This is a genomic window from Xanthomonas sp. LMG 12459 (assembly GCF_009192905.1).
GTDB classification, from domain to species: Bacteria; Pseudomonadota; Gammaproteobacteria; order Xanthomonadales; family Xanthomonadaceae; genus Xanthomonas_A; species Xanthomonas_A sontii.
Genome location: NZ_NSGT01000002.1, coordinates 72,975 through 93,864, shown reverse-complemented (window position 1 = coordinate 93,864; position 20,890 = coordinate 72,975). Strand labels below are relative to the sequence as shown.

General features: G+C 67.0%; 19 protein-coding genes and 1 tRNA gene. 14 read left to right on the top strand and 6 right to left on the bottom strand.

Translation table 11 applies throughout. From position 1 onward, the window contains the following. Positions 1-103 precede the first annotated feature (103 nt). Entirely contained in the window at positions 104-607 is a 504-nt protein-coding gene (gene lspA / locus CEK65_RS00810) for a signal peptidase II (RefSeq protein ID WP_017907394.1), read from the top strand. A gap of 57 nt (positions 608-664) precedes the next feature. Further along, complete coding sequence (gene ispH, locus CEK65_RS00805; RefSeq protein ID WP_017907393.1) at positions 665-1,615, top strand: 4-hydroxy-3-methylbut-2-enyl diphosphate reductase; 951 nt, start codon at positions 665-667, stop codon at positions 1,613-1,615. 184 nt (positions 1,616-1,799) lie between these two features. Here the strand turns inward: ispH and CEK65_RS00800 are convergent, their stop codons facing one another. Together CEK65_RS00800 and CEK65_RS00795 are read right to left on the bottom strand one after the other, a co-directional pair. Then, positions 1,800-2,501 (bottom strand): hypothetical protein, encoded by a 702-nt coding sequence (locus CEK65_RS00800; RefSeq protein WP_152180456.1) that lies wholly within the window; start codon positions 2,499-2,501, stop codon positions 1,800-1,802. Next, positions 2,498-3,454, bottom strand: coding sequence for a hypothetical protein (locus CEK65_RS00795; protein ID WP_152180455.1), 957 nt, complete (start codon positions 3,452-3,454; stop codon positions 2,498-2,500). The genes CEK65_RS00800 and CEK65_RS00795 overlap by 4 nt, the downstream gene beginning before the upstream one ends. A 119-nt stretch (positions 3,455-3,573) precedes the next feature. Between CEK65_RS00795 and CEK65_RS00790 the strand changes: the two genes are divergently transcribed. The 7 genes from CEK65_RS00790 to cyoD all read left to right on the top strand — a co-directional run bounded on the left by CEK65_RS00790 (position 3,574) and on the right by cyoD (position 10,350). Beyond that, positions 3,574-3,649: transfer RNA gene (locus tag CEK65_RS00790), tRNA-Thr, on the top strand. Between the two features lie 255 nt (positions 3,650-3,904). Continuing rightward, on the top strand, positions 3,905-4,723 hold the full coding sequence (locus CEK65_RS00785; RefSeq protein ID WP_152180454.1) for a hypothetical protein: 819 nt from the start codon (positions 3,905-3,907) through the stop codon (positions 4,721-4,723). A 583-nt stretch (positions 4,724-5,306) separates the two neighbouring features. Beyond that, on the top strand, positions 5,307-5,660 hold the full coding sequence (locus CEK65_RS00780) for a hypothetical protein (protein WP_152180453.1): 354 nt from the start codon (positions 5,307-5,309) through the stop codon (positions 5,658-5,660). Between the two features lie 780 nt (positions 5,661-6,440). Beyond that, positions 6,441-7,382: a ubiquinol oxidase subunit II gene (gene cyoA / locus CEK65_RS00775; RefSeq protein ID WP_010341159.1), complete on the top strand. Its 942-nt coding sequence runs from the start codon at positions 6,441-6,443 to the stop codon at positions 7,380-7,382. Beyond that, positions 7,382-9,382, top strand: coding sequence for a cytochrome o ubiquinol oxidase subunit I (gene cyoB, locus CEK65_RS00770; protein WP_152180452.1), 2,001 nt, complete (start codon positions 7,382-7,384; stop codon positions 9,380-9,382). The genes cyoA and cyoB overlap by 1 nt, the downstream gene beginning before the upstream one ends. A gap of 3 nt (positions 9,383-9,385) precedes the next feature. Beyond that, positions 9,386-10,012 (top strand): cytochrome o ubiquinol oxidase subunit III, encoded by a 627-nt coding sequence (gene cyoC, locus CEK65_RS00765; RefSeq protein WP_017907389.1) that lies wholly within the window; start codon positions 9,386-9,388, stop codon positions 10,010-10,012. Further along, the gene (gene cyoD / locus CEK65_RS00760; RefSeq protein WP_010341155.1) at positions 10,012-10,350 is read left to right on the top strand and encodes a cytochrome o ubiquinol oxidase subunit IV; all 339 of its coding nucleotides are present in this window, start codon (positions 10,012-10,014) and stop codon (positions 10,348-10,350) included. Before cyoC ends, cyoD begins: the two co-directional genes overlap by 1 nt. Positions 10,351-10,459: 109 nt before the next feature. Here the strand turns inward: cyoD and CEK65_RS00755 are convergent, their stop codons facing one another. Beyond that, complete coding sequence (locus CEK65_RS00755; protein ID WP_152180451.1) at positions 10,460-10,903, bottom strand: MarR family winged helix-turn-helix transcriptional regulator; 444 nt, start codon at positions 10,901-10,903, stop codon at positions 10,460-10,462. A 137-nt stretch (positions 10,904-11,040) separates the two neighbouring features. On the opposite strand from CEK65_RS00755, the gene CEK65_RS00750 reads away from it, so the two are divergent. After that, positions 11,041-11,811, top strand: a complete 771-nt coding sequence (locus CEK65_RS00750; RefSeq protein ID WP_226980427.1) for an SDR family NAD(P)-dependent oxidoreductase — start codon at positions 11,041-11,043, stop codon at positions 11,809-11,811. 42 nt (positions 11,812-11,853) lie between these two features. Here the strand turns inward: CEK65_RS00750 and CEK65_RS00745 are convergent, their stop codons facing one another. Then, positions 11,854-12,672, bottom strand: a complete 819-nt coding sequence (locus CEK65_RS00745) for a sigma-70 family RNA polymerase sigma factor (RefSeq protein WP_152180450.1) — start codon at positions 12,670-12,672, stop codon at positions 11,854-11,856. A gap of 55 nt (positions 12,673-12,727) precedes the next feature. Between CEK65_RS00745 and CEK65_RS00740 the strand changes: the two genes are divergently transcribed. The 4 genes from CEK65_RS00740 to radA all read left to right on the top strand — a co-directional run bounded on the left by CEK65_RS00740 (position 12,728) and on the right by radA (position 17,807). Continuing rightward, positions 12,728-13,330, top strand: coding sequence for an ATP-dependent Clp protease proteolytic subunit (locus CEK65_RS00740; protein ID WP_152180449.1), 603 nt, complete (start codon positions 12,728-12,730; stop codon positions 13,328-13,330). 154 nt (positions 13,331-13,484) lie between these two features. Continuing rightward, positions 13,485-15,353, top strand: coding sequence for a tetratricopeptide repeat protein (locus tag CEK65_RS00735; RefSeq protein ID WP_152180464.1), 1,869 nt, complete (start codon positions 13,485-13,487; stop codon positions 15,351-15,353). A gap of 225 nt (positions 15,354-15,578) precedes the next feature. Further along, complete coding sequence (locus CEK65_RS00730; protein WP_152180448.1) at positions 15,579-16,115, top strand: adenylate kinase; 537 nt, start codon at positions 15,579-15,581, stop codon at positions 16,113-16,115. 306 nt (positions 16,116-16,421) lie between these two features. Next, positions 16,422-17,807, top strand: coding sequence for a DNA repair protein RadA (gene radA / locus CEK65_RS00725; RefSeq protein WP_017914782.1), 1,386 nt, complete (start codon positions 16,422-16,424; stop codon positions 17,805-17,807). A gap of 298 nt (positions 17,808-18,105) precedes the next feature. On the opposite strand, the gene CEK65_RS00720 is transcribed toward radA, so the two are convergent. Both CEK65_RS00720 and CEK65_RS00715 read right to left on the bottom strand, forming a co-directional pair. Continuing rightward, positions 18,106-19,410 (bottom strand): jacalin-like lectin, encoded by a 1,305-nt coding sequence (locus CEK65_RS00720; RefSeq protein ID WP_152180447.1) that lies wholly within the window; start codon positions 19,408-19,410, stop codon positions 18,106-18,108. 109 nt (positions 19,411-19,519) lie between these two features. Continuing rightward, positions 19,520-20,821 (bottom strand): histidine-type phosphatase, encoded by a 1,302-nt coding sequence (locus CEK65_RS00715; protein WP_152180446.1) that lies wholly within the window; start codon positions 20,819-20,821, stop codon positions 19,520-19,522. Positions 20,822-20,890: the final 69 nt, after the last annotated feature.

Here is a 20,890-nt window from a genome sequence, read left to right as displayed (position 1 = left end):
CCGTCCCCGGCCACGCGACTGCGTCGCCGGGGCCAGCGGCGGTGCCGTGGCTGCGGCGCCGGCCGTCCTCCCTTTCCTTCTTCGCCCAAGGCGGACTTCCCGCATGACCGCACGACCCAACCCCTCCGCCCTGATCTGGCTGCTGCTGTCGGCCGCGGTGATCGGCCTGGACCAGTGGAGCAAGGCCTGGGTGCTGTCCAGCCTGCCCGAGTTCACCGCCGTGCCGGTGATCCCCGGCTTCTGGAACTGGTACCGGACCTACAACACCGGCGCGGCATTCAGTTTCCTGAGCCAGGCCGGCGGCTGGCAGCTCTGGTTCTTCACCGCGCTGGCGGTGGGCATCAGCGCCCTGCTGGCCTGGTGGCTGGCGCGCACCCCGCGCGGCGAGTGGCGCAGCGCGCTGCCGTACGCGCTGGTGATCGGCGGGGCGATCGGCAACGTGATCGACCGGCTGATGCACGGCCACGTGGTCGATTTCATCCAATGGTACGTTGGCGAGCACTACTGGCCCTCGTTCAACATCGCCGACTCGGCGATCGTCGCCGGCGCCATCGGCATCGCCCTGTTCGGCGTGTTCGACGGCAAGGCGAAGCGAAAAGCGGGATAATCGGTGCCACTCTCCCTGTCGAAGCGCCTGGCCCCCTGCGGCCGGCGGATCTAGCCAATGGATGTCCTGCTCGCCAACCCCCGCGGCTTCTGCGCCGGCGTCGATCGCGCGATCGAGATCGTCAAGCGCGCCATCGAAACCCTGGGCGCGCCGATCTACGTGCGCCACGAGGTGGTGCACAACCGCTTCGTGGTCGACGACCTCAAGCAGCGCGGCGCGATCTTCGTCGAGGAACTGGACGAGGTGCCCGACGGCAACACGGTGATCTTCAGCGCCCACGGCGTGGCCCAGGCGGTGCGCCAGGAAGCCGAGCGGCGCGGGCTGAAGGTGTTCGATGCGACCTGCCCGCTGGTGACCAAGGTGCATTTCGAGGTGGCCCGGCACTGCCGCGCCGGCCGCGACGTGGTGCTGATCGGCCACGCCGGCCACCCCGAGGTGGAAGGCACGATGGGGCAGTGGGACCGCGAGTGCGGCACCGGCCGCATCTACCTGGTCGAGGACATCGAGCAGGTCGCCACGCTGGACGTGCAGCAGCCGGAGAACCTGGCCTACACCACCCAGACCACGCTGTCGGTGGACGACACCCGCGGCATCATCGAGGCGTTGCGTGCGCGCTACCCGGCGATGCAGGGGCCGAAGAACGACGACATCTGCTACGCCACCCAGAACCGCCAGGACGCCGTGCGCGACCTGGCCAAGGAGTGCGACCTGGTGCTGGTGGTCGGCTCGCCGAACAGCTCCAATTCCAACCGGCTCAGCGAGCTGGCGCGGCGCGACGGGGTGGAGTCCTACCTGATCGACGGCGCCGACGAGATCGATCCCGCCTGGATCGCCGGCAAGCGCCGCATCGGTCTGACCGCCGGCGCCTCGGCGCCGCAGGTGCTGGTGGACGGGGTCATCGCGCGGCTGCGCGAACTCGGCGCCGACGGCGTGTCGGAACTGGCGGGCGAGCCGGAGTCGATGGTGTTCGCGCTGCCCAAGGAACTGCGGTTGCGGCTGGTCGACTGACGGGGCGTTCGGTCGCGTGTTCGTACGCTGGATGGGCGTATCTGTCGCGGCGCGCGTAGGAGCGGCTGTCAGCCGCGACGGGCGTTCCCGGTAAAGCCTGTCGCGGCTGATCCCCGAAAAGGGGACAAGAGCCGCTCCTGCGAGATGACGTGATGTGGTGCTGCCGCGTGGCAAGCGCCACGGCTTACTGGCGCTGCATGCCCTGCGGCCGCCCCTGCGCATCGAAGTCGATGCCCACGGTCACGCGATCGCCTTCCACGCCATCGGGCATCCAGCGCAGGCGGCCGCGCCGGCCCACCAGCACGTACACGTGATCCACCTTCTTCGGCTCGGCCTGTAGCGCCTCGCCCTGTTCCTGCAAGGCCGTGGCCACCCGGTAGGCGCCCTCGAAATCGATGTCCTGCAGCGCGGCGGTGTCGGTCGCCGGCTTGAGGAACGGCCCGAACATGCGCGGATTCACTGGCGCATCCTTGTGCCAGGCCTCGTCGTGGAAGCTGTATTCGTCCACGTGGTCCGGCTGCGCGGGGTCCAGCAGTTCGAGTCCGATCCGGTTGTCGTAGAAATGCACGGCATGGAACACGCGCAGGTCGTGGCCCTGCAGATCGGGCAGGGCCGCCAGTGCCTGTCGCGCCGCGCGCAGTCGCTGCGGGTCGAACAGCAGGTTGCCGCGCGGTGCCGGCGTCGGTTCCGGCGCGGTGTCGGCAGCACGGGCAGTCGGGGTCGGCGCCGCCAGCGATTGCGGCCTGGAGGGGGCCTGCAGGCCAGTCCCTGGGCCCGCCGCCTGCAGGGTGGCGCGGATGGTGTCCCAGGCGCCGCCGGCGAAGGCGAGGCCGCCGAGCAGCAGCACCACGCCGGCGAAGACCAGTGGGGTGGGCGGCGTCTTCATGGCAGCTCCAGGTCGGCGCGGGTGGGGTGTTGCGGGTCGTACAGCACCGACACCGTCTCGCGCGGCAGTTGTCCGATGTCGAGCAGCGACACGAACCGCCGCATCGTCGCCTCGTGCGGGTTGCCCGACGCGTCTTCGAACGCCACGCGGAATTCCACCTGCGGCTGCTCGTTGAGGGTGGTGCCGGTCTGGCGCACGTCCAGCACCCGCGCACGCGCGCGCAGGCCGCGGTACTTCAAGGTCTCGTCGGTGGCGTTGCGGCGGATCACGCGCAGGATCACGCGCAGCGCCAACACGTAGCCGTTGAGCACCAGCGCACTCATCAGCAGCGGGTGGTTGAAGGTCAGGAAGGTCCAGCCCAGCCCGCGGTTCTGCAGGCGCCAGGCCACGACGTAGCCCGCGCCAACCAGGACCACCAGCAGCACGGCGCCGGCCGCACGGCGGCACAGGCTGGCGCGGTCCAGAGCCGGCTCGGCGTCCTCCAGCACCAGGTTCGGGGTGGTTCCCGGCGTGGTGCTCAGCCGCAGCGGCACGGTGCGTCCGCTCTCGAAGCGGCGTTGCGCCGGCTTGCGGTCCACGATCAACACGGTGTCGCGGATGGGCGTGCCGGACAGGTTGTCGAAGGCCAGGGTCAGCGACAGCTGCGGCCATCCCTTGACTTCGACCCCGCTCGGGGCGGCGCGTTCGATCACCGCCTCGCGGCGCACGCCGTGGGCGAGCAGCTGGCGCACGCGGTGCAGGGCGCGCCCGGGCATGAGCAGCAGCGTGTCCAGGTAGGCGTAGAGCAGGTGCAGCCACAGGCCCAGCGACAGCGCCAGCAGGGTCAGAGCCCATGCGGGCGTGCTGGGCTGGGCCAGCACGCGTGGCCAGTCGCTGGCGAAGTAGAGGATGCAGGGGAAGGGGATGGCGAAAAACAGCAGGAACGCGAGCCAGAACCAGGCGAACAACTTCACGATGAGCAGGGGGATGGGACGACGGGGGCGGGAGGGTAACCCACCGATTGCGGCGCGCGCGCGAAGGCCCGGGCAGCGATTGACCCCGGCCCGGGCCGACGCCTAGAATTGCCAGTTCCGCCGGAATAGCTCAGTCGGTAGAGCGGCGCATTCGTAATGCGTAGGTCGCAGGTTCGACTCCTGTTTCCGGCACCAATTGCATGAAAAGCCCCGGCCTTGGCCGGGGCTTTTCTTTGTGTGGTGTTGGAACTCATTGACTGGAAAGGGATTTGCGCCGAACTAGGTGCTTGCCAGCTTCATTGCCGCTTGGCACGGATGGTTCGCGTTCTTGAGGTGCATCCGAGGAACTGCCAGCAATTCGGCTTCGGGGGAGCTTTATGGCGTGCATCACCAGCAGTACTATTTAATCGGCAGCGCTAGAGTTGATCCGCGATCAGAGGGCCAGGACGTATGCCTGCTAAAGCGATTTGGCGACCGGCAAAGGCCAAGGACTATCCCGCTCTTGGCGTATGCGTCTATTGTGGCGCGACAGAGCAGTTAGAGAACGAGCACATTTTGCCAGAGAGCCTCTCGGGCGACGCGCTGGTTCTACCGAAATCAAGTTGTAGGCAATGTGCTGTGATGACAAGTGCCTTTGAGGGACGTTACACAAAGCAGTGCATCCGCATCTTCCGCGAAGTTATTGGCGCTCCGACAAAGAGGCCAAGAGAGCGCAAGGACCACATAGGGCTTTGGCTCGCCGATAGGGAGGACGGAGAGATTCGTCCATTGGGGCGCAAGCAAGAATTTGACGTCGAAAGTGTCCCGGCAGTCTACATCGCACTCACTATGCCACTTCCAACGATCATCAGTGGCGTGGAGGATACTCCGGCGCTTGAGTTTCAATTGTGGGCTTGGGGGAGTTTTGATCCAAGACTCTTCACTGAATTCCAAGGAGGGGGCAGTATTCATCTCGCTTCTATTCATCCTGAATCGTTTTTGAGGATGCTTGCGAAGATTGCACACTGTTTTGCAATAGCCGAGCTTGGCGTCGGTTCGTTCGCGCCGCTCTTGCTTGACATCATCAAAGGTAAAGAGCTTTTGTCTAACCGGCTGATCGGTTGCTGGCACGAGGATGTACCGCCAAGCGATGCACTTCACGAGATTCGGGTCGATTGGGTGGATGGGGAGGCAGGGCGAATACTTGTTTGTTCACTTCGATTGTTCTGTGCGACAGGGTCGCCACGCTACTTGATAGTCGTGGGTAGTGAGATGATCAAGCATGATTGATATGTCCTGGGAGTAATCGATGTGTTGTACTTCGAGCCGTGGGTAGGGGAGGATTATCAGGCAGGCGGGAACCTGCGGTGTCGCTTGCTGCTTCTGGGCGAGTCTCACTATGGAGTCGCTGAGGACTATCTGCCTAGCTTCACCATTTCTCGCGTCAAAGAGTTAGGTGTCGAGCAGGGTGGGCACTTCTTCTTCAATCGAGTGCAGAAGACGATTCAGGGGCCAAGTGCGCCCACCTTCGATGTGGCTGCAAGGTCAGCGTTTTGGGAAGGCGTAGCGTTTGCGAATTTCATACAGGAGTTTCCTGGTTCAGCCCACAATGTTCGGCCAACTACGTCTCAATGGAAGGCTGGGCGATCTGCTTTGCCTCAGCTGCTGGGAATGCTCAAGCCCGACTACATGGTCGTGTTTGGTAAAGGCGTTGGCCATTGGCTTCCGGATGTTAATTGCGCTTGCACAGTCATTCGCCATCCATCTTCTCGCGGCTTTAGTCCGTCTACGTGGCATCCGGTTGTGCGAAAGGGCTTGGATACCTACATGGAAGGCAGATGAGATGCGTTGGATCTTACTCGGGGGGATAAGTGTGTCTGTTGATAAAGTCTTGTGGGAAAAGCTCGTTGAGCTTGCGAGATCCCGTTCCTTGGCAACCTATGGGGATGTTGCCCCGTTGGTCAGTTTGGACATGGGCAGAGAAGAAGATCGTGAGGAGATTGCACGCAGACTTGGCGACATTGTTATCTTCGAGCATGCGAATGGGCGTCCAATGTTGACCGCACTGGTGGTTCACAAGGGGGGCGACAACAACCCCGGTGAGGGATTTTTCTCAGCTGCTGAGGGAATTGGGGCCTTTAGCGGGTCCCGGCAGCAGATCAAAAGGCTTACCTTCTGGGTCAACCAAGTGACGCTGGTTCACAACTATTGGTCTGGAAGCGCTTAGTCCCTATTCAAAGTTGAGATTGGTTGCGGACGATCCCCATCTAATTGGCGCCTCGCAAACTGTCCTAAATTAGTCTCATCGCCACTTGGACCACGATCAATGTGGTCGCCGGTTATGCTAATCGAATCGTCGTGCGGCATAGCCCCACCCACGAGCGCCCTACGAACCAGGGCGATCAAGTTCGCGGACTGATTCTGTGTGCAGCGCGCTGAGCAAGGCTTGGATGGTGCTGATCGTCGGGAGGCGTCATAAATTAGAACTCAGTCCAACAGTTGACGATTGATCGTGCTCGGAACCAAGTCCGCCAAATTTTTGCTGAATACGTTCAGTCGGATTTTTCAGTGCTCCCGAAGTTCAAGTCCAGTACCTGCACAGACGGAACGCTGCTTGACAATCACCTTAAAATCTGGGTCTTAGCAGTGCGTCAGTACCCTGATCGCATTCAATCAATTTCCCGTGGCTGCTGCTCCTTGGGAGCATCGAGATCTGCGTGCTGACAATGGAGCTTTGGTGGCGCTTTGTGCGACGCAGGTCCGTGCGCGCAGCGGCCTGCGACGCCGTGTCGCAGGTGGGTGCGGCAATGTGTCGCACATAAAAACGCGGCCTGGCGCCCGCCCGGGCTTGTCAATGACTTCCGGAGTTGCCGCACGGCAGCATAAAATGCGTCGTTGATCGCGCATGCCGGCCCGGATGCCGCGGCGGACGCGGGACAGCCCACTCTACGGCGCCCCGCCTCACGCTCCCGCGCGGTTCGCATCCCCTACGCAATTGGATCGTTCGATGATTCCGTTGAAACAACTCCGGCGCTCGCTGCGCTCCGGTCTGTTGCTGCTGGCCGCACTGCTGTTGGCCGGCTGCAACTCGGCCATCCTCAACCCCAAGGGTCAGATCGGCCACGACGAGAAGACGCTGCTGATCACCTCGGTGGTGCTGATGCTGCTGGTGGTGATCCCGGTCATCGTGATGACCCTGGCCTTCGCCTGGCGCTACCGCGCGTCCAACACCAAGGCCCGCTACGAGCCGAACTGGTCGCACTCCACCGCGATCGAGGTGGTGGTGTGGTCGATCCCGTGCATGATCATCCTGGTCCTGGCGGTGCTGACCTGGCGCTCCTCGCATGCGCTGGATCCGTACAAGCCGCTGGATTCCAAGGTCAAGCCGATCACCATCGAGGCGGTGGCGCTGGACTGGAAGTGGATGTTCATCTACCCGGAGCAGGGCATCGCCACGGTCAACGAGATCGCGTTCCCGGTCGACACGCCGCTGAACTTCAAGATCACCTCCGACACGGTGATGAACTCGTTCTTCATCCCGCACCTGGGCACGCAGATCTACGCGATGGCCGGCATGGAGACCAAGCTGCACCTGATCGCCAACGAGCCGGGCGAGATGTTCGGCCTGTCGGCCAACTACAGCGGCCACGGCTTCTCGAAGATGGGCTTCGCCGCGCATGCCACCGACCGCGCCGGTTTCGACGCGTGGGTGGCCAAGGTCAAGGCCTCGCAGAAGACCCTGGACCAGGCCGAGTTCCAGGTGCTGGCGGCCAACCGCAACGACAAGGCCGCCTACCCGGTGACGTACTACGCCTCGGTGCAGGACGGCCTGTTCAAGTCGTTGATCGACAAATACATGATGGGCAAGGGCCACAAGATGGAAGGCCACGACGCTCATCCGGCATCGGCTGCTGAGCCGGTCGCCATGTGCACTTCTGGAGACAAGTGATGCTAGGCAAACTCACGCTCGAGGCGGTTCCGTACCACGAGCCGATCATCATGGCGGCCCTCGGCGGCGCCGGCCTGCTCGGCCTGCTGGTGGTGGCCGCGGTCACCAAGTACAAGCTGTGGGGCTACCTCTGGAAGGAGTGGTTCACCTCGGTCGACCACAAGCGCATCGGTGTCATGTACATCGTGGTGGCGCTGGTCATGCTGCTGCGCGGCTTCGCCGATGCGGCGATGATGCGCACCCAGCAGGCGATCGCGCACGGCGGCAACGAAGGCATCTTCCCGCCGCACCACTACGATCAGATCTTCACCGCGCACGGCGTGATCATGATCTTCTTCATGGCCATGCCGTTCATGACCGGCCTGCTGAACCTGATCGTGCCGCTGCAGATCGGCGCGCGCGACGTGGCGTTCCCGTTCCTGAACTCGCTGAGCTTCTGGCTGTTCGTGGCCGGCGCGGCGCTGGTCAACATCTCCCTGGGCGTGGGCGAGTTCGCGCAGACCGGCTGGCTGGCCTACCCGCCGCTGTCCGGGCTGGAATACAGTCCAGGCGTCGGTGTCGACTACTACATCTGGGCGTTGCAGATATCGGGCCTGGGCACATTGCTCACCGGCATCAACTTCTTCGTGACGATCATGCGCATGCGCGCGCCGGGCATGACCCTGATGCGCATGCCGATCTTCACCTGGACCGCGCTGATCACCAACATCCTGATCATCGCCGCGTTCCCGATCCTGACCGTGGCGCTGGCGCTGCTGGGTGCGGACCGCTACCTGGGCACGCACTTCTTCACCAACGACGGTGGCGGCAACGCCATGATGTACGTCAACCTGATCTGGATCTGGGGCCACCCGGAGGTCTACATCCTGATCCTGCCGGCGTTCGGCATCTTCTCCGAGCTGATCGCCACCTTCAGCCGCAAGCGCCTGTTCGGCTACACCTCGATGGTGTACGCGACCTCGTGCATCGGCGTGCTGTCGTTCATCGTGTGGCTGCACCACTTCTTCACCATGGGCTCGGGCGCCAACGTCAATGCCTTCTTCGGCATCACGACGATGATCATCTCGATCCCCACCGGCGTGAAGATCTTCAACTGGCTGTTCACCATGTTCCGCGGCCGCGTGCACATGACCGCACCGGTGCTGTGGACCATCGGCTTCATCATCACCTTCGTCATCGGCGGCATGACCGGCGTGATGCTGGCGATCCCGGCGGTGGACTTCGTGCTGCACAACAGCCTGTTCCTGATCGCGCACTTCCATAACGTGATCATCGGCGGCGTGGTGTTCGGCTACCTGGCGGGCCTGACCTACTGGTTCCCGAAGGCGTTCGGCTTCAAGCTCAACGAGAAGCTGGGCAAGGCCTCGTTCTGGTGCTGGATCATCGGCTTCTTCATCGCCTTCATGCCGCTGTACGTGCTCGGCTTCATGGGCATGACCCGGCGCATGAACAGCTACAACCATCCGGAGTGGGCGCCGTGGCTGATGGTGGCCGCGGTGGGTGCGGCGATCATCGGTACCGGCATCTTCCTGAACCTGGTGCAGATCGGCTACAGCATCTGGAAGCGCAAGGAGAACATGGACCTGACCGGCGACCCGTGGGATGGCCGCACCCTGGAGTGGGCGACCTCCTCGCCGCCGCCGTTCTACAACTTCGCGGTGCTGCCGCACATCGACGACCGCGACCAGTTCTGGGAAGACAAGCTCAAGGGCAAGGGCTGGCCGCGTCCGGCCAAGTACGAACCGATCCACATGCCGCGCAACACGGCGGCGGGCTTCTGGATCGGCGCCTTCAGCATCGTCCTGGGCTTCGGTCTGACCTGGCACATCTGGTGGATGGCGGCGATCGGTCTGGTCGGCATGATCGGCAGCTTCATCGCGCGCACCTTCGATGACGACATCGATTACTGGGTCCCGGCGGAGGAAGTGGAGCGCATCGAGAACGCGCGCTTCGCCCTGCTGGAACAGCAACACGCGGCCAACGCCGCAAAGGCGGTCTGAACCATGGCTTCCACGACGCTCGATTCCCACGCCGCCCACGCGGGCGGCCACGACCACGACCACGAACACCACGACGCGGGCGGCAACACCGTCTTCGGGTTCTGGGTCTACCTGATGAGCGACTGCCTCATCTTCGCCGGCCTGTTCGCCACCTATGCGGTGCTGGCCGGCGCGACGGTGGACGGCCCGACCGCCAAGGAACTGTTCGACCTGAAGTTCGTGCTGGTGGAAACCTTCCTGCTGCTGTTCAGCAGCCTGGGCTTCGGCCTGGCGATGATCTCGGCGAACAAGCGCAGCATGGGCGGCCTGTACGGCTGGCTGGCGGTCACCGCCGCGCTGGGCCTGGGCTTCCTGGGCATGGAGCTCTACGAGTTCCACCACCTGATCGAGGAGGGCGCCGGCCCCGGCCGCAGTGCGTTCCTGTCGGCCTTCTTCACCCTGGTCGGCACCCATGGTCTGCACGTGGCCTCGGGCCTGCTGTGGATGACCGTGCTGGTGATCCAGATCGCGAAGAACGGCCTGACCCCGCGCAACATGACCCGCCTGGCGTGCCTGAGCCTGTTCTGGCACTTCCTGGACGTGATCTGGATCGGCGTGTTCACCATCGTCTACCTGCTGGGAGCGCTGTAATGGCCAACCATCATTCCTCCGACACGCACGCCGAGCACGGCCACGGCGGCGGCCTGAAGTCCTACCTGGTCGGCTTCGTGCTGGCGGTGATCCTGACCGTGATCCCGTTCGGCATGGTGATGAGCGGGGCGTTCCCGCGCGGCGTCACCGTCATCGTCATCGCGGTGCTGGCCGCGGTGCAGATGCTGGTGCACCTGATCTACTTCCTGCACATGGACCGTTCGGCCGAACAGCGCTCCAACGTGCACGTGGGCCTGTTCTCGCTGCTGATCATCGGCATCGTGGTGGTCGGCTCGCTGTGGGTGATGCACAACCTCAACGTCAACATGATGCATTGAGGGCGGCACCGCCGCAGGTTCGCGAAGGCCGCCTCCGGGCGGCCTTTTGCGTTCTACGGTCCGGTGCGGCCGCCCTGGAAGTTGCAGATGGCCGATGGGCGCGCCGCCGTCAGCTGCGGTCCGAGCCGAGCGTCGCGGAGAGTTTCAGCAGGACCTGCGCGTCTTCCGCGCTGAGGCGGTCGAGCAGCCAGGTTCTGACCGCGGCGGCGTGGATCGGCCGCGCCGCGGCGATCTTCTCCCGGCCCAGGGCGGTGATGGCCACCGTCACCACGCGCGGTTCGGCGTCGCTGCGGCGGACCAGGCCGCGCGTCTGCATGCGCGTGAGCTGATGCGACAGCCGGCTCTTGTGCCACCCCATGGAATCGGCGAGCGCCTGCTGGCGCAGCTCGCCCTTGCCCAGGTCCACCAGCCGCGACAGCACGCCGAAGTCGCTGCCGGTCAGGCCGGCGTGGTCGGCCAGGTCCTTTTCGACGGCGGCCATCACCGTCTGGCCCATCTGCTTGAAGGCGTGCCAGATCGCCAGTTCGCCTGCGGAGAGTCGTGCGTGTTTCATGCGGTCACCATAGGCGGCGCTGGTTGACATGGCAACCCGAAGAGCGTACTTCTAGGTTGACGTGACAACCTTTGCGTGGCCGCTGGCAGGCGTGCGATGCCAGCCGAGCGGACACGCGCTTCCTGGAGGCGATGGCGATGTCTGCAATGACGTTCGCAGGTGTGGATGTGGTGATGACCGGTGGCAGCGACGGTATCGGGTTCGGCCTCGCGCGGCGCTTTCTGGCCGCGGGCGCAAACGTGCTGGTCACAGGCCGCGATGCAGGCAAGCTCGACCGCGCGGCCCAGGCCGCGCCCGGTCTGCAGACCCTGGTCAACGACATCGGGGTCGCCGAAGAGCGCGAGCGACTGGCGCAGTACCTGCGAGCGCGGCATCCCGGGCTGCGCGTGGTCGTCAACAACGCCGGCATCCAGCGGCGTGTCGCGCTCGCCGACGACCAGGCGCCCTGGGCCGAGCGCCAGCGCGAGATCGACATCCTGTTCGCTGCCGTCGTGCATCTGAACCATTTGCTGGTCCCGCTGTTGCTGCAGCATGGCGAGCCTGCACTGATCGCCAATGTCTCCTCAGGCGGCGCCTTCGTTCCGCAGCCGTTCGCCCCGGTCTACAGCGCCTGCAAGGCCGCGCTCCACAGCTATACGCGCAATCTCCGCTTCGCGCTTGCCGCGACGCCGGTCAGGGTCGTCGAGATCATTCCGCCCGCGGTCCGCACCGCGCTGGCGGGCCCGGGCATGGCCCATGGCGCGGACCTGGACGACTTCTGCGACGCCATCTTCGCCGGCCTCGCGGCGGGGCAGGCCGATGAGCTCGGCTTCGGAATGACCGATTCGGCGGAGTTTCGGCAGCGTCTCGACGTGGAGCGTGCCGTGTTCGATGGATTCTCCGGGCGTTTTCCCGTTCGCAGGTACTGAAGCGGCGGCGCCGGTGCAACCGGCGCGCCGGGGTGGTCCCGCTCACGCCATGCAAGGCGCGTCGGTGAGTTCGCACAACGGCAGCCAGGTCGCCACGCCGTCGCTGTTGCGGATCAACAGGCCCAGTTGCCCATGTTGCTGCAGCGGCTGGGCGTAGACCGGCGCGATACCGGGTGCCGCGTGGGTGGGCGCCGCCGCCGTTGCCGGGAAGGCGCTGGCCAACAGGGTCTGCGGCCGTGCCGCGCGCAAGGTGGCGACCAGGCCGGCCGGGTCGCCATGCAGCAGCGCGTGGTGGCATAGCGCAAGCAGGCAGCCTTCGTCCTCGCGTGGGGCGGCGACGGGCCGCGCCGGCGTTTCTGGCGGTGCGACGCGCACGCGCTGCAACAGGCGACGCAAGTGCTGGCGCGAGGCGCTTTCGCTGCGTGCCGACAGCGCCGCCAGCTCGGCGTGGCGAAAGTCGAACGCTTCGGCGAGCAGCACCAGGGCCACGTCGCCGGGCGGCAGGGTGCGCACCAGGTGGGCCAGCGCCTGTGCGACCGCGTCGCGGTGCAGGGCGTGCTGCGCCGGTTCTTGCGTCGGCCCGGCCTCCAGCAGCGCCGGATCCTGTGCGGCGCGTTCCAGCACGCTGCGGTAGCGGGCGCGGCGGCGCAGGCGGTCGATGCACAGGTGCCGCAGCACCGTGGTCATCCATGCGTCGCCGCCATTCGCCGGCAACGGCCCCTGGGCGGCACGCAGATAGGTCTCCTGCACCAGGTCCTCGGCGTCCTGGCCCTGGCCGAGCCAGCGGTGCGCCAGGGCCAGCAACTGGCGGCGCAGCGCCTCGCCGTCGGCCGGCGTGGGCGTGTCGGTCGGAGATGTCACGTCGCGGCCCCGTCGTTCGTTGGGAGGGACACCCACCATACATGGAGACAGGCCGATGCTGCGTTCCGACGAAACGTCCCCCGCCGCGCCCTCCGCGCAGTCGCCGTCCGCCGCCTTCCTCGAGGAAAAGGCGTTCCGCGCGCGGACCCTGCTGCTGTTCGGCACCATCACCGACGCCAGCGCCTACCAGACGGTACGCCATCTGCTGGCGCTGGATGCCGAGTCCGATGCGCCGATCGCGATGATCGTGTCCTCGCCGGGCGGGCATCTGGAATCCGGCGACGCCATCCACGATGCGCTGCGCTTCATTTCCGCACCGGTCGACATGATCGGCTCGGGTTGGGTCGGCAGCGCGGCCACGCACGTGTTCCTGGGCGTGCCGCGCGAGCGCCGGGTGTGCCTGCCGCAGACCCGGTTCCTGATCCATCAGCCCAGCGGCGGCGCCGGCGGCCCGGCCAGCGACATCGCCATCCAGGCCAGCGAGATCCTCAAGGCGCGCGCCCGCATCGCCAAGGTCATTGCCCGCGAGACCGGCCAGCCGCTGGAGCGCGTGGAGACCGACATCGAGCGCGACTGCTGGATGTCGGCGCAGGAGGCGATGGACTACGGCCTGGTCTCGCGCATCGTCCAGCGGCGCAGCCAACTGGCCAGGCGCTGAGGGCTTCGGCCAATGCGGCAGGCGCCGTGCGCGGCGATCGCCGCGGGCATGACCTATGGCATGGCACGCGGCGGCGGCGCAGGCATAGCATGGGAGTTTGCCTGTCCGCTGTCGTTCGCCCCCTGGAGATCCCATGAACAAGTCCACCGCCTGGATGGCGCCGTTGCTGCTGGCCGCCACTGTCGCGTTCCAGGCCACGGCGCAGACCGCACCGCCGCGCGACGTGCCCTTCGCCGGTACGTTGAAGATCGATGTCGATGCCACCGATCTGGCGCACCGTATCTTCCGCGTGCGCAGCACAATCCCGGCCACGCCGGGGCCGATGACCCTGCTGTATCCGCAGTGGATCCCCGGCAACCATTCGCCGACCGGTCCGATCGACAAGCTCGCCGGGCTGACGATCAAGGCCAACGGCAAGGTGTTGCAGTGGACGCGCGACCAGTTCGACGTCTATGCGTTCAAGATCGACGTGCCCGCCGGCGTCAGCGAGATCGTCGCCGAGTACCAGTTCCTGTCCTCGCAGGGCGACGGCCAGGGCCGGGTGATGATGACCCCGGAGATGCTCAACCTGCAGTGGAACACCACCGCGCTGTATCCGGCCGGGGTGTACGCGCGCAACATCAAGGCGCAGGCCAGCGTGACCCTGCCGGCTGGCTGGAGCTACGCCACCGCGCTGGAGACCGCCACGCGCAGCGGCGATACGGTGACGTTCAAGCCGATCGATTTCGACGACCTGGTCGATTCGCCGATGTTCGCCGGCAAGTACTACAAGCGCATCGTGCTGGACGACAAGGGCAAGGCGCCGGTGGCGCTGAACGTGTTCGCCGACAAGCCCAAGTCGCTGGAGGCCAAGCCCGAGCAGGTCAAGGCGCACGTGGCCCTGGTGCAGCAGATGGACAAGCTGTACGGCGCGCGTCACTTCGACCACTACGAGTTCCTGCTGGCGTTGACCGACAAGCTCGGTGGCATCGGCCTGGAGCATCATCGCTCCAGCGAGAACAGTGGCCCGCTCGACTACTTCACCGAGTGGGACAAGAGCTGGGAGATGCGCGACCTGCTCGCGCACGAGTTCAACCACTCCTGGAACGGCAAGTACCGGCGCGGCGCCGACCTGGCCACGCCCAACTTCAACGTGCCGATGGGCGACAGCCTGCTGTGGCTGTACGAGGGCCAGACCCAGTTCTGGGGCGAGGTGATCGCCGCGCGCGCAGGGCTGTGGACCCAGGACCAGGCCCGCGACATGCTGGCCAACGTCGCCGCGGTCTACCAGCGCGGCCGTCCCGGCCTGGCCTGGCGCGCGCTGCAGGACACCACCAACGACCCGACCATGTCGATGCGCCGGCCGCGCGCCTACCGCAGCTACCAGTTGAGCGAGGACTACTATTCCGGCGGGCAGATGGTCTGGCTGGAGGTCAACGCCAAGCTGCGCGAGCTCAGCGGCGGCAAGCGCTCGCTGGACGATTTCGCCAAGGCGTTCTTCGGCATGCACGACGGCGCCTGGGACGTGAACACCTACACCTTCGACGACATCGTCGCCACGCTCGATGGGATCGCCAAGTACGACTGGGCGAGCCTGCTGCGCAGCCGTCTCGATGCGCACGGGTCGCTGGTCGGCGGGATCGAGGCCAGCGGCTGGAAGCTGGTCTATACCGATCAGCCGAACGCGGCCAGCAAGACCTCCGAGGTGCGCAACAAGAGCCTGGACCTGAGCTACTCGCTGGGCCTGAGCCTGGACGAGCAGGGCCGGGTGCAATCCGTGCTGTGGGACAGCCCGACGTTCAATGCCGGCATCATCGCCGGCAACCGCGTGGTCGCAGTCGGCGGCCGCGAGTACAGCGCCGAGGCGCTCAAGGACGCGGTCACCGCGGCCAAGGGCGGCAGCACGCCGATCGAACTGCTGGTCAAGCGCGGCGACCGCTACGACACCGTGCGCATCGCCTACTACGGCGGCCTGCAGTATCCGCACCTGGAGCGCATCGCCGGCACGCCGGATCGCCTGAGCGAGTTGTACAAGGCGCGTTGAGGGCGGCGAGCGCGATCGCCGCCCGGCGCTTTGGTGTGCCGGTGCGCGGTGCGGCGACGGCGTCGTCGTACTGGCGCGTGTCGCTTGCGGCGCTTGCGCGCACGATGCTCATTGTTTGGTCGCCACCGATGGCGCAGTCCATGCGAAGCCGTTCCTGCAGCGAGCGCAGCACCGTGCGGGAGCGGCCGAGGTGGCCGATCTTCTTTGCGAGGACGAGGTCAGGCGGTGAAAATCAATGTGGTCGGCACCAGCGCAAGCGGGAAAAGCACACTCGCCAGGCTGATCGCCAAGGAACTTGCGATTCCCTATGTCGAAATGGACAGACTCTACTGGCGCCCGGACTGGCAGGGGACCCCGGACGATGTGTTCCTGAAAGAACTGGAGCGTGCCTTAGCCGCCTCTGCCGACTGGGTGCTGGATGGCAACTACAACCGGACGCGCCCCGTGAAATGGCGCGACGTGGACCTGGTGGTGTGGGTGGACTATGGATTTTTGCGCACGCTGTTCCAGGCTGTCGCCAGAGCGTTCAAACGGGCCTGGCACAAACAGGAGCTGTGGCCCGGTACGGGAAATCGCGAGAGTTTTCGCCGCGCGTTCTTTAGCCGGGAGTCCATCATCATCTGGATGCTCAAGACCTGGCGCAGCAACCGCGCGCGCTACCAGGCCGATCTGCACAACCCGCAGTACGCGCATATTCGCTTCGTGCGCATTAGGCGACGGGAGCAGGCGCAACACCTGCTTGCTGCCTTGAAGGCGCGCTGACGGCCTCCCTGCCGCGACAAGCGAAGAGGACATCGTCCCGGGCAGAATCGGTCTGACCCGACGTCGGCGCCACAGGCTGCCTCCTGCTGCCGCCTGGCGGCCGTGCGCGGGCGATTTGGGTCATCAGTCGCGGGGAAACGCAGCAGCGTCCGCCGTACATCGTCGTCGCTGCCGAGTGCGCGACGCCTTCCCGGCGCCGCGTTACCGGCTGGGGAAGCGAGTGCGATGCGGCACCTGGCGCCGCGTCGCGGACGCTGAGACCGCCAGCCACTATGCTGATGCATTGTCTGAGCGGACCAGAAGCAGATGGCGAAAGCGAAAACGGCCTATGTCTGCGGCGAGTGCGGCGCCGAGTACAACAAGTGGCAGGGCCAGTGCACCGAATGCGGTGCCTGGAACTCGCTGAGCGAGATCGTGCTGGAGAGCGCGGCCACGGCCAAGGCGCCGGCCGCGGCGCGGCGCAGCGGCTGGGCCGGCAAGGCCGAGACGCCGAAGATCACCGCGCTCAAGGACGTGGAGCACCGCGACCAGGCGCGCGTGTCCACCGGCATCGGCGAGTTCGACCGGGTGCTCGGCGGCGGCCTGGTCGAGGGCGCGGTGGTGCTGATCGGCGGCGACCCCGGCATCGGCAAGTCGACCCTGCTGCTGCAGGCGCTGGCGAAGATGGCCGGCACGCTGCCGGTGCTGTACGTGACCGGCGAGGAATCGCTGGGCCAGGTCGCCGGCCGCGCGGTGCGCCTGGACCTGCCGCTGGACGGCCTCAACGCGCTGGCCGAGACCGGCATCGAGCACATCCTGCAGCACGCCAGCGCGGCGCGGCCCAAGCTGATCGTCGCCGACTCGGTGCAGACCCTGTGGACCGAGGCGCTGACCGCCGCGCCGGGTTCGGTCAGCCAGGTGCGCGAGAGCGCGGCGCGCCTGGTGCGCTACGCCAAGGAGACCGGCACCGCGGTGTTCCTGGTCGGCCACGTCACCAAGGAGGGCGGCATCGCCGGCCCGCGCGTGCTCGAGCACATGGTCGATGCGGTGCTGTACTTCGAGGGCGAGAGCGGCAGCCGCTTCCGCCTGCTGCGCGCGTTCAAGAACCGCTTCGGCGCGGTCAACGAACTGGGCGTGTTCGCGATGGGCGAGAAGGGGCTGAAGGAAGTCTCCAATCCGTCGGCGATCTTCCTGTCCGGCGGCAGCGCGCACCAGCCCGGCAGTTGCGTGATGGTCACCCGCGAGGGCACGCGGCCGCTGATGGTGGAAGTGCAGGCCCTGGTCGATGCCTCGCCGCTGTCCAATCCGCGGCGCGTGGCGGTGGGCCTGGAACAGAACCGGCTGGCGATGCTGCTGGCGGTGCTGCACCGCCATGGCGGCATCGTGGTCGGCGACCAGGACGTGTTCGTCAACGTGGTCGGCGGCATCCGCGTGCAGGAGACCGCGGCCGACCTGCCGGTGCTGCTGGCGGTGCTGTCGTCGCTGCGCGATCGGCCGTTGGCGGAAAAGACCATCGCCTTCGGCGAGGTCGGCCTGTCCGGCGAGATCCGCCCGGTGCCCAATGGCGAGGACCGGCTGCGCGAGGCCGCCACGCACGGCTTCAAGCGCGCCATCGTGCCCAAGGCCAATGCGCCCAAGACCGGTACGGTCAAGGGCATGGAGGTGATCGCGGTGGAGCGCCTGGCGCAGGCGCTGGAAGCGGCGAGCGAATAGGCTGCGGCGTCGGCGGGCAGCGGCGCGTCGTCCCCGTGTACTGCGTCGCTTCGAATCGCGATGCGGTGGTGCGCGCGCGAGTGCGGCCCACGTAGACGCGTGGCCGCATCGCGCGGCCTGGTGTGGAGATTTCCGATCAGCATCGTCAGCGGCAATGCATCCGCTCGCTGCACGTCGATGCGCGCGACCGGCCGCAGGTCGCAGCCGGCGCCTCTTCTTCGGTAAGGCGAACGGCGCGCGTCGCCACGCGCGCCGTTGCCGTTGCGGTGCCGCAGACGCGATGGCGCCCGCGGTTCCGTCAATCCTTGCGGTACACCACGCCGAGCTTGTCGATCTCGTCGCCGTCGCGGCCGGTGAAGCCGGCGATGTGCCAGCCGCTGGGCGCGGTGAGCGTGTAGGTCTCGGCGGTCGGCGTGCCGGCGCTGAGGCTGCGGCCCTGGTTGGTGCGCAGGCTCAGCGAGAACAGCCGGGTGTGGCCGTTGTACTGGCCCACGCTCAGCGTGGCCGAGGTCAGCCGCTCGTTGCTGCCCAGGCGCAGCGTGACCGCGTCGCCGCCGCTGCCGCCGTGGGCCAGGGTGCTGCCGTTGTCCAGGCCCAGCGCGATGCCGTCCAGGCGCGAGGCGCCGCGCAGGGTCACGCTGGCGATGGTGCGCTGCTCGGCGCCCTTGGCGATGTCGTTGAACGGGGTGCCGTGCGGGCCGCCGAACTGGTCGCTGGTGCGCACGGTGGTCCCGACCGCCCAGCCGAACTGCGCGGCCAGCGGGTAGTGGTCGGACAGCGGCTTGCCGTCGCTGTCGTAGAAGTTGCCGTCGTCGAGCTTGTAGCGGTTGGCGACCAGGGTCAGCTGCGGCGCGTCGCGGTACAGGATCTTGTCCACCACTTCGCAGTCGTTGGTCGGCGGGGTGCCGCACAGCAGCGGCGCGGCGCCGGCGGCCGGGGCACTGCCCTTGACCAGTTCCACCCAGGTATCGGTCAGGCCGTTGGCGGAAATCAACGCACGGATGTTGTCGTCGGCGCGGGTGTAGCGGGTGTTGGAGTCCATCATCACCAGCACCGCGTTGCCCGCCGACCAGGTCTGGATGAACTGCGACAGCTGGCTGATGTTGGCGCGCCGGGCGGCCAGGTCGGCGCTCTCGGTGCCGGCATTGGGGTGCGCGTTGTACACGTCCAGCAGCACGCCGTCGTCCAGGCGCACGCGCATGTAGCTGAAGCCCTTGGGGGTGAGGCAGTCGGTGCCGTTGCACTTGTCCCACTTGATGCGGGTGAAGTCGTCGAAACGGTAGTTGCTCAGCGTGTTGAGGCCGTCGCCGATCGCCGCGCCGCCGCTGGTGGGCGTGCGGTAGGGGTGCTTGTCGCCCGCGTACAAGGTGGCGTGATAGTTGAAGTCTTCCTGCACGTTGATCAGGCCGTAGGGCGCCAGCTTCGGTGCGATCTGGGCGGTGTTGGCGGCCGGGTTGCTGCTGGAGATGCCCTGCGGCAGGCCGGCGACGTTGTAGGTGAGCACGTCGAGCACGCCGACGTCCGATTGCGCGTGGACCACGCCGGCGCAGGCCAGGCTCAATCCGATGCCGTAGCTCACGAGGGTGCGTAGATGCTGGATCATGAATCGCCTCTTGCGGGTTGGGAGGAACAGCGGGTGGCGCGAGCGCCAGGGGCGGTGCCGGAAGGCACCGATGCCGCCGCGCGACCGGCCGGGGCCGGCGCACGTGGCGTCATGGGGTCAGGAACTGCGGATCGAGCGCGGCCTCGACCGCGGCGGCGAAGGCGGGCAGCGGGCAGTCGTAGGCGGCGTCGGCGCGGCTGCACTGCGGGATGAACACGGGCGACTCCAGTGGCGGCGCCTGCACCGTCAGCGCGCGGCGTTCGCGCAGTTGCGCCAGGCTCTGCGCGGTGTAGCGCAGGCGGATCACCCGTTCGCCGTCGGCGCGGCGCCAGCGCTCGAACACCAGCGCGCCGCCGGGCACGGTCTGGTCGGGCTGGTAGCCGGGCAGTTGCCAGTGCAGGTCGAGCATGCCGGCCAGCAGGGTCAAGGTGCCGTCGTGGCCGGACAGCACCACCAGCCGCGCCGCGCCGCCGATCGGTTCGGCCCGCGTGGCCTGGCCGCTGCCGTCCAGCAGCGTCGCCAGCAGCCGCGCGGCCAGCGGCGAGGCGGCCATGCGCGCCACCGCCGGCGCGCGCAGGCGCAGCGCGAACTCGGCCTGGTGCGGGGCGAAGGCGCGCAGCAGGCTGGCCTCGTCGACGCCGCGCCAGCCCAGCGCGGCGAAGTCCTGGCCGTCGGCCCAGGCCATCAGCAGGCTTTCGCTGAGGCCGGAAGCAGTCGAGGCCGGGCCTTCGATGCCGGGGATCGCGTCCTCGGCATCGCCTAGCCGCGCCGGCACCGCATCCAGGCGCAGCTTGCCGCTGCCGGCGTCGGCCGGGCAGGGCCGTTGCGCGCACTGCAGCAGCAGTTGCTGCAGGCTGTCGATGGCATCGGCCTGGGCCGCGTTCCAGGCCTGCGCATCGCCGCCGATGCGGCCGGCGATGGCCGCGCGCATCTGCGCCACTGCGGCGGGAGTGCGCAACGCGGGCGTGCCGTCGAACAGCGGATCGGAGGCATCGTCGGCGACGCTGTGCACCGGATTGGCGCAGCCCGGGGTCAGCGTGCTGGCCAGCGCCTGCGCCGAGGCGAGGGTGCGTTGGGTGCGGTTGGCCCAGTAGTACGCGGCCGCGCAGCCGTCGCCGGCGAACAGCCCCAGCGGCGCATAGCGGGCGCGGTAGTAGGCGCCGAACAAGCGTTCCAGCGCCGCGCCGTTCGCGGTGAGATACCCGGCGGGCACCGCGAAGCGCGGCCAGGGGCGCGCCGAGTAACGCTCCAGTTGCTCCGCGCTGGACATCGCCGCGCGTACGCCGTGACGCTTGAGGATGACGACTTTTTCCAGCGTGTCCGTCGCGGCCGCTTGCGCACGTGCGGCGGTGCAGGCCAGTGGCGCGAAGGCGAACAGGACGAGGGTGGCGAGGCGCGGCAGCGATGGCATCGGCAAGCTCCAGGCAGAGGCGGTACGCCGCGCGCGGCGGTGGGCGGCGCACGGTGCGATGGCCGGCGC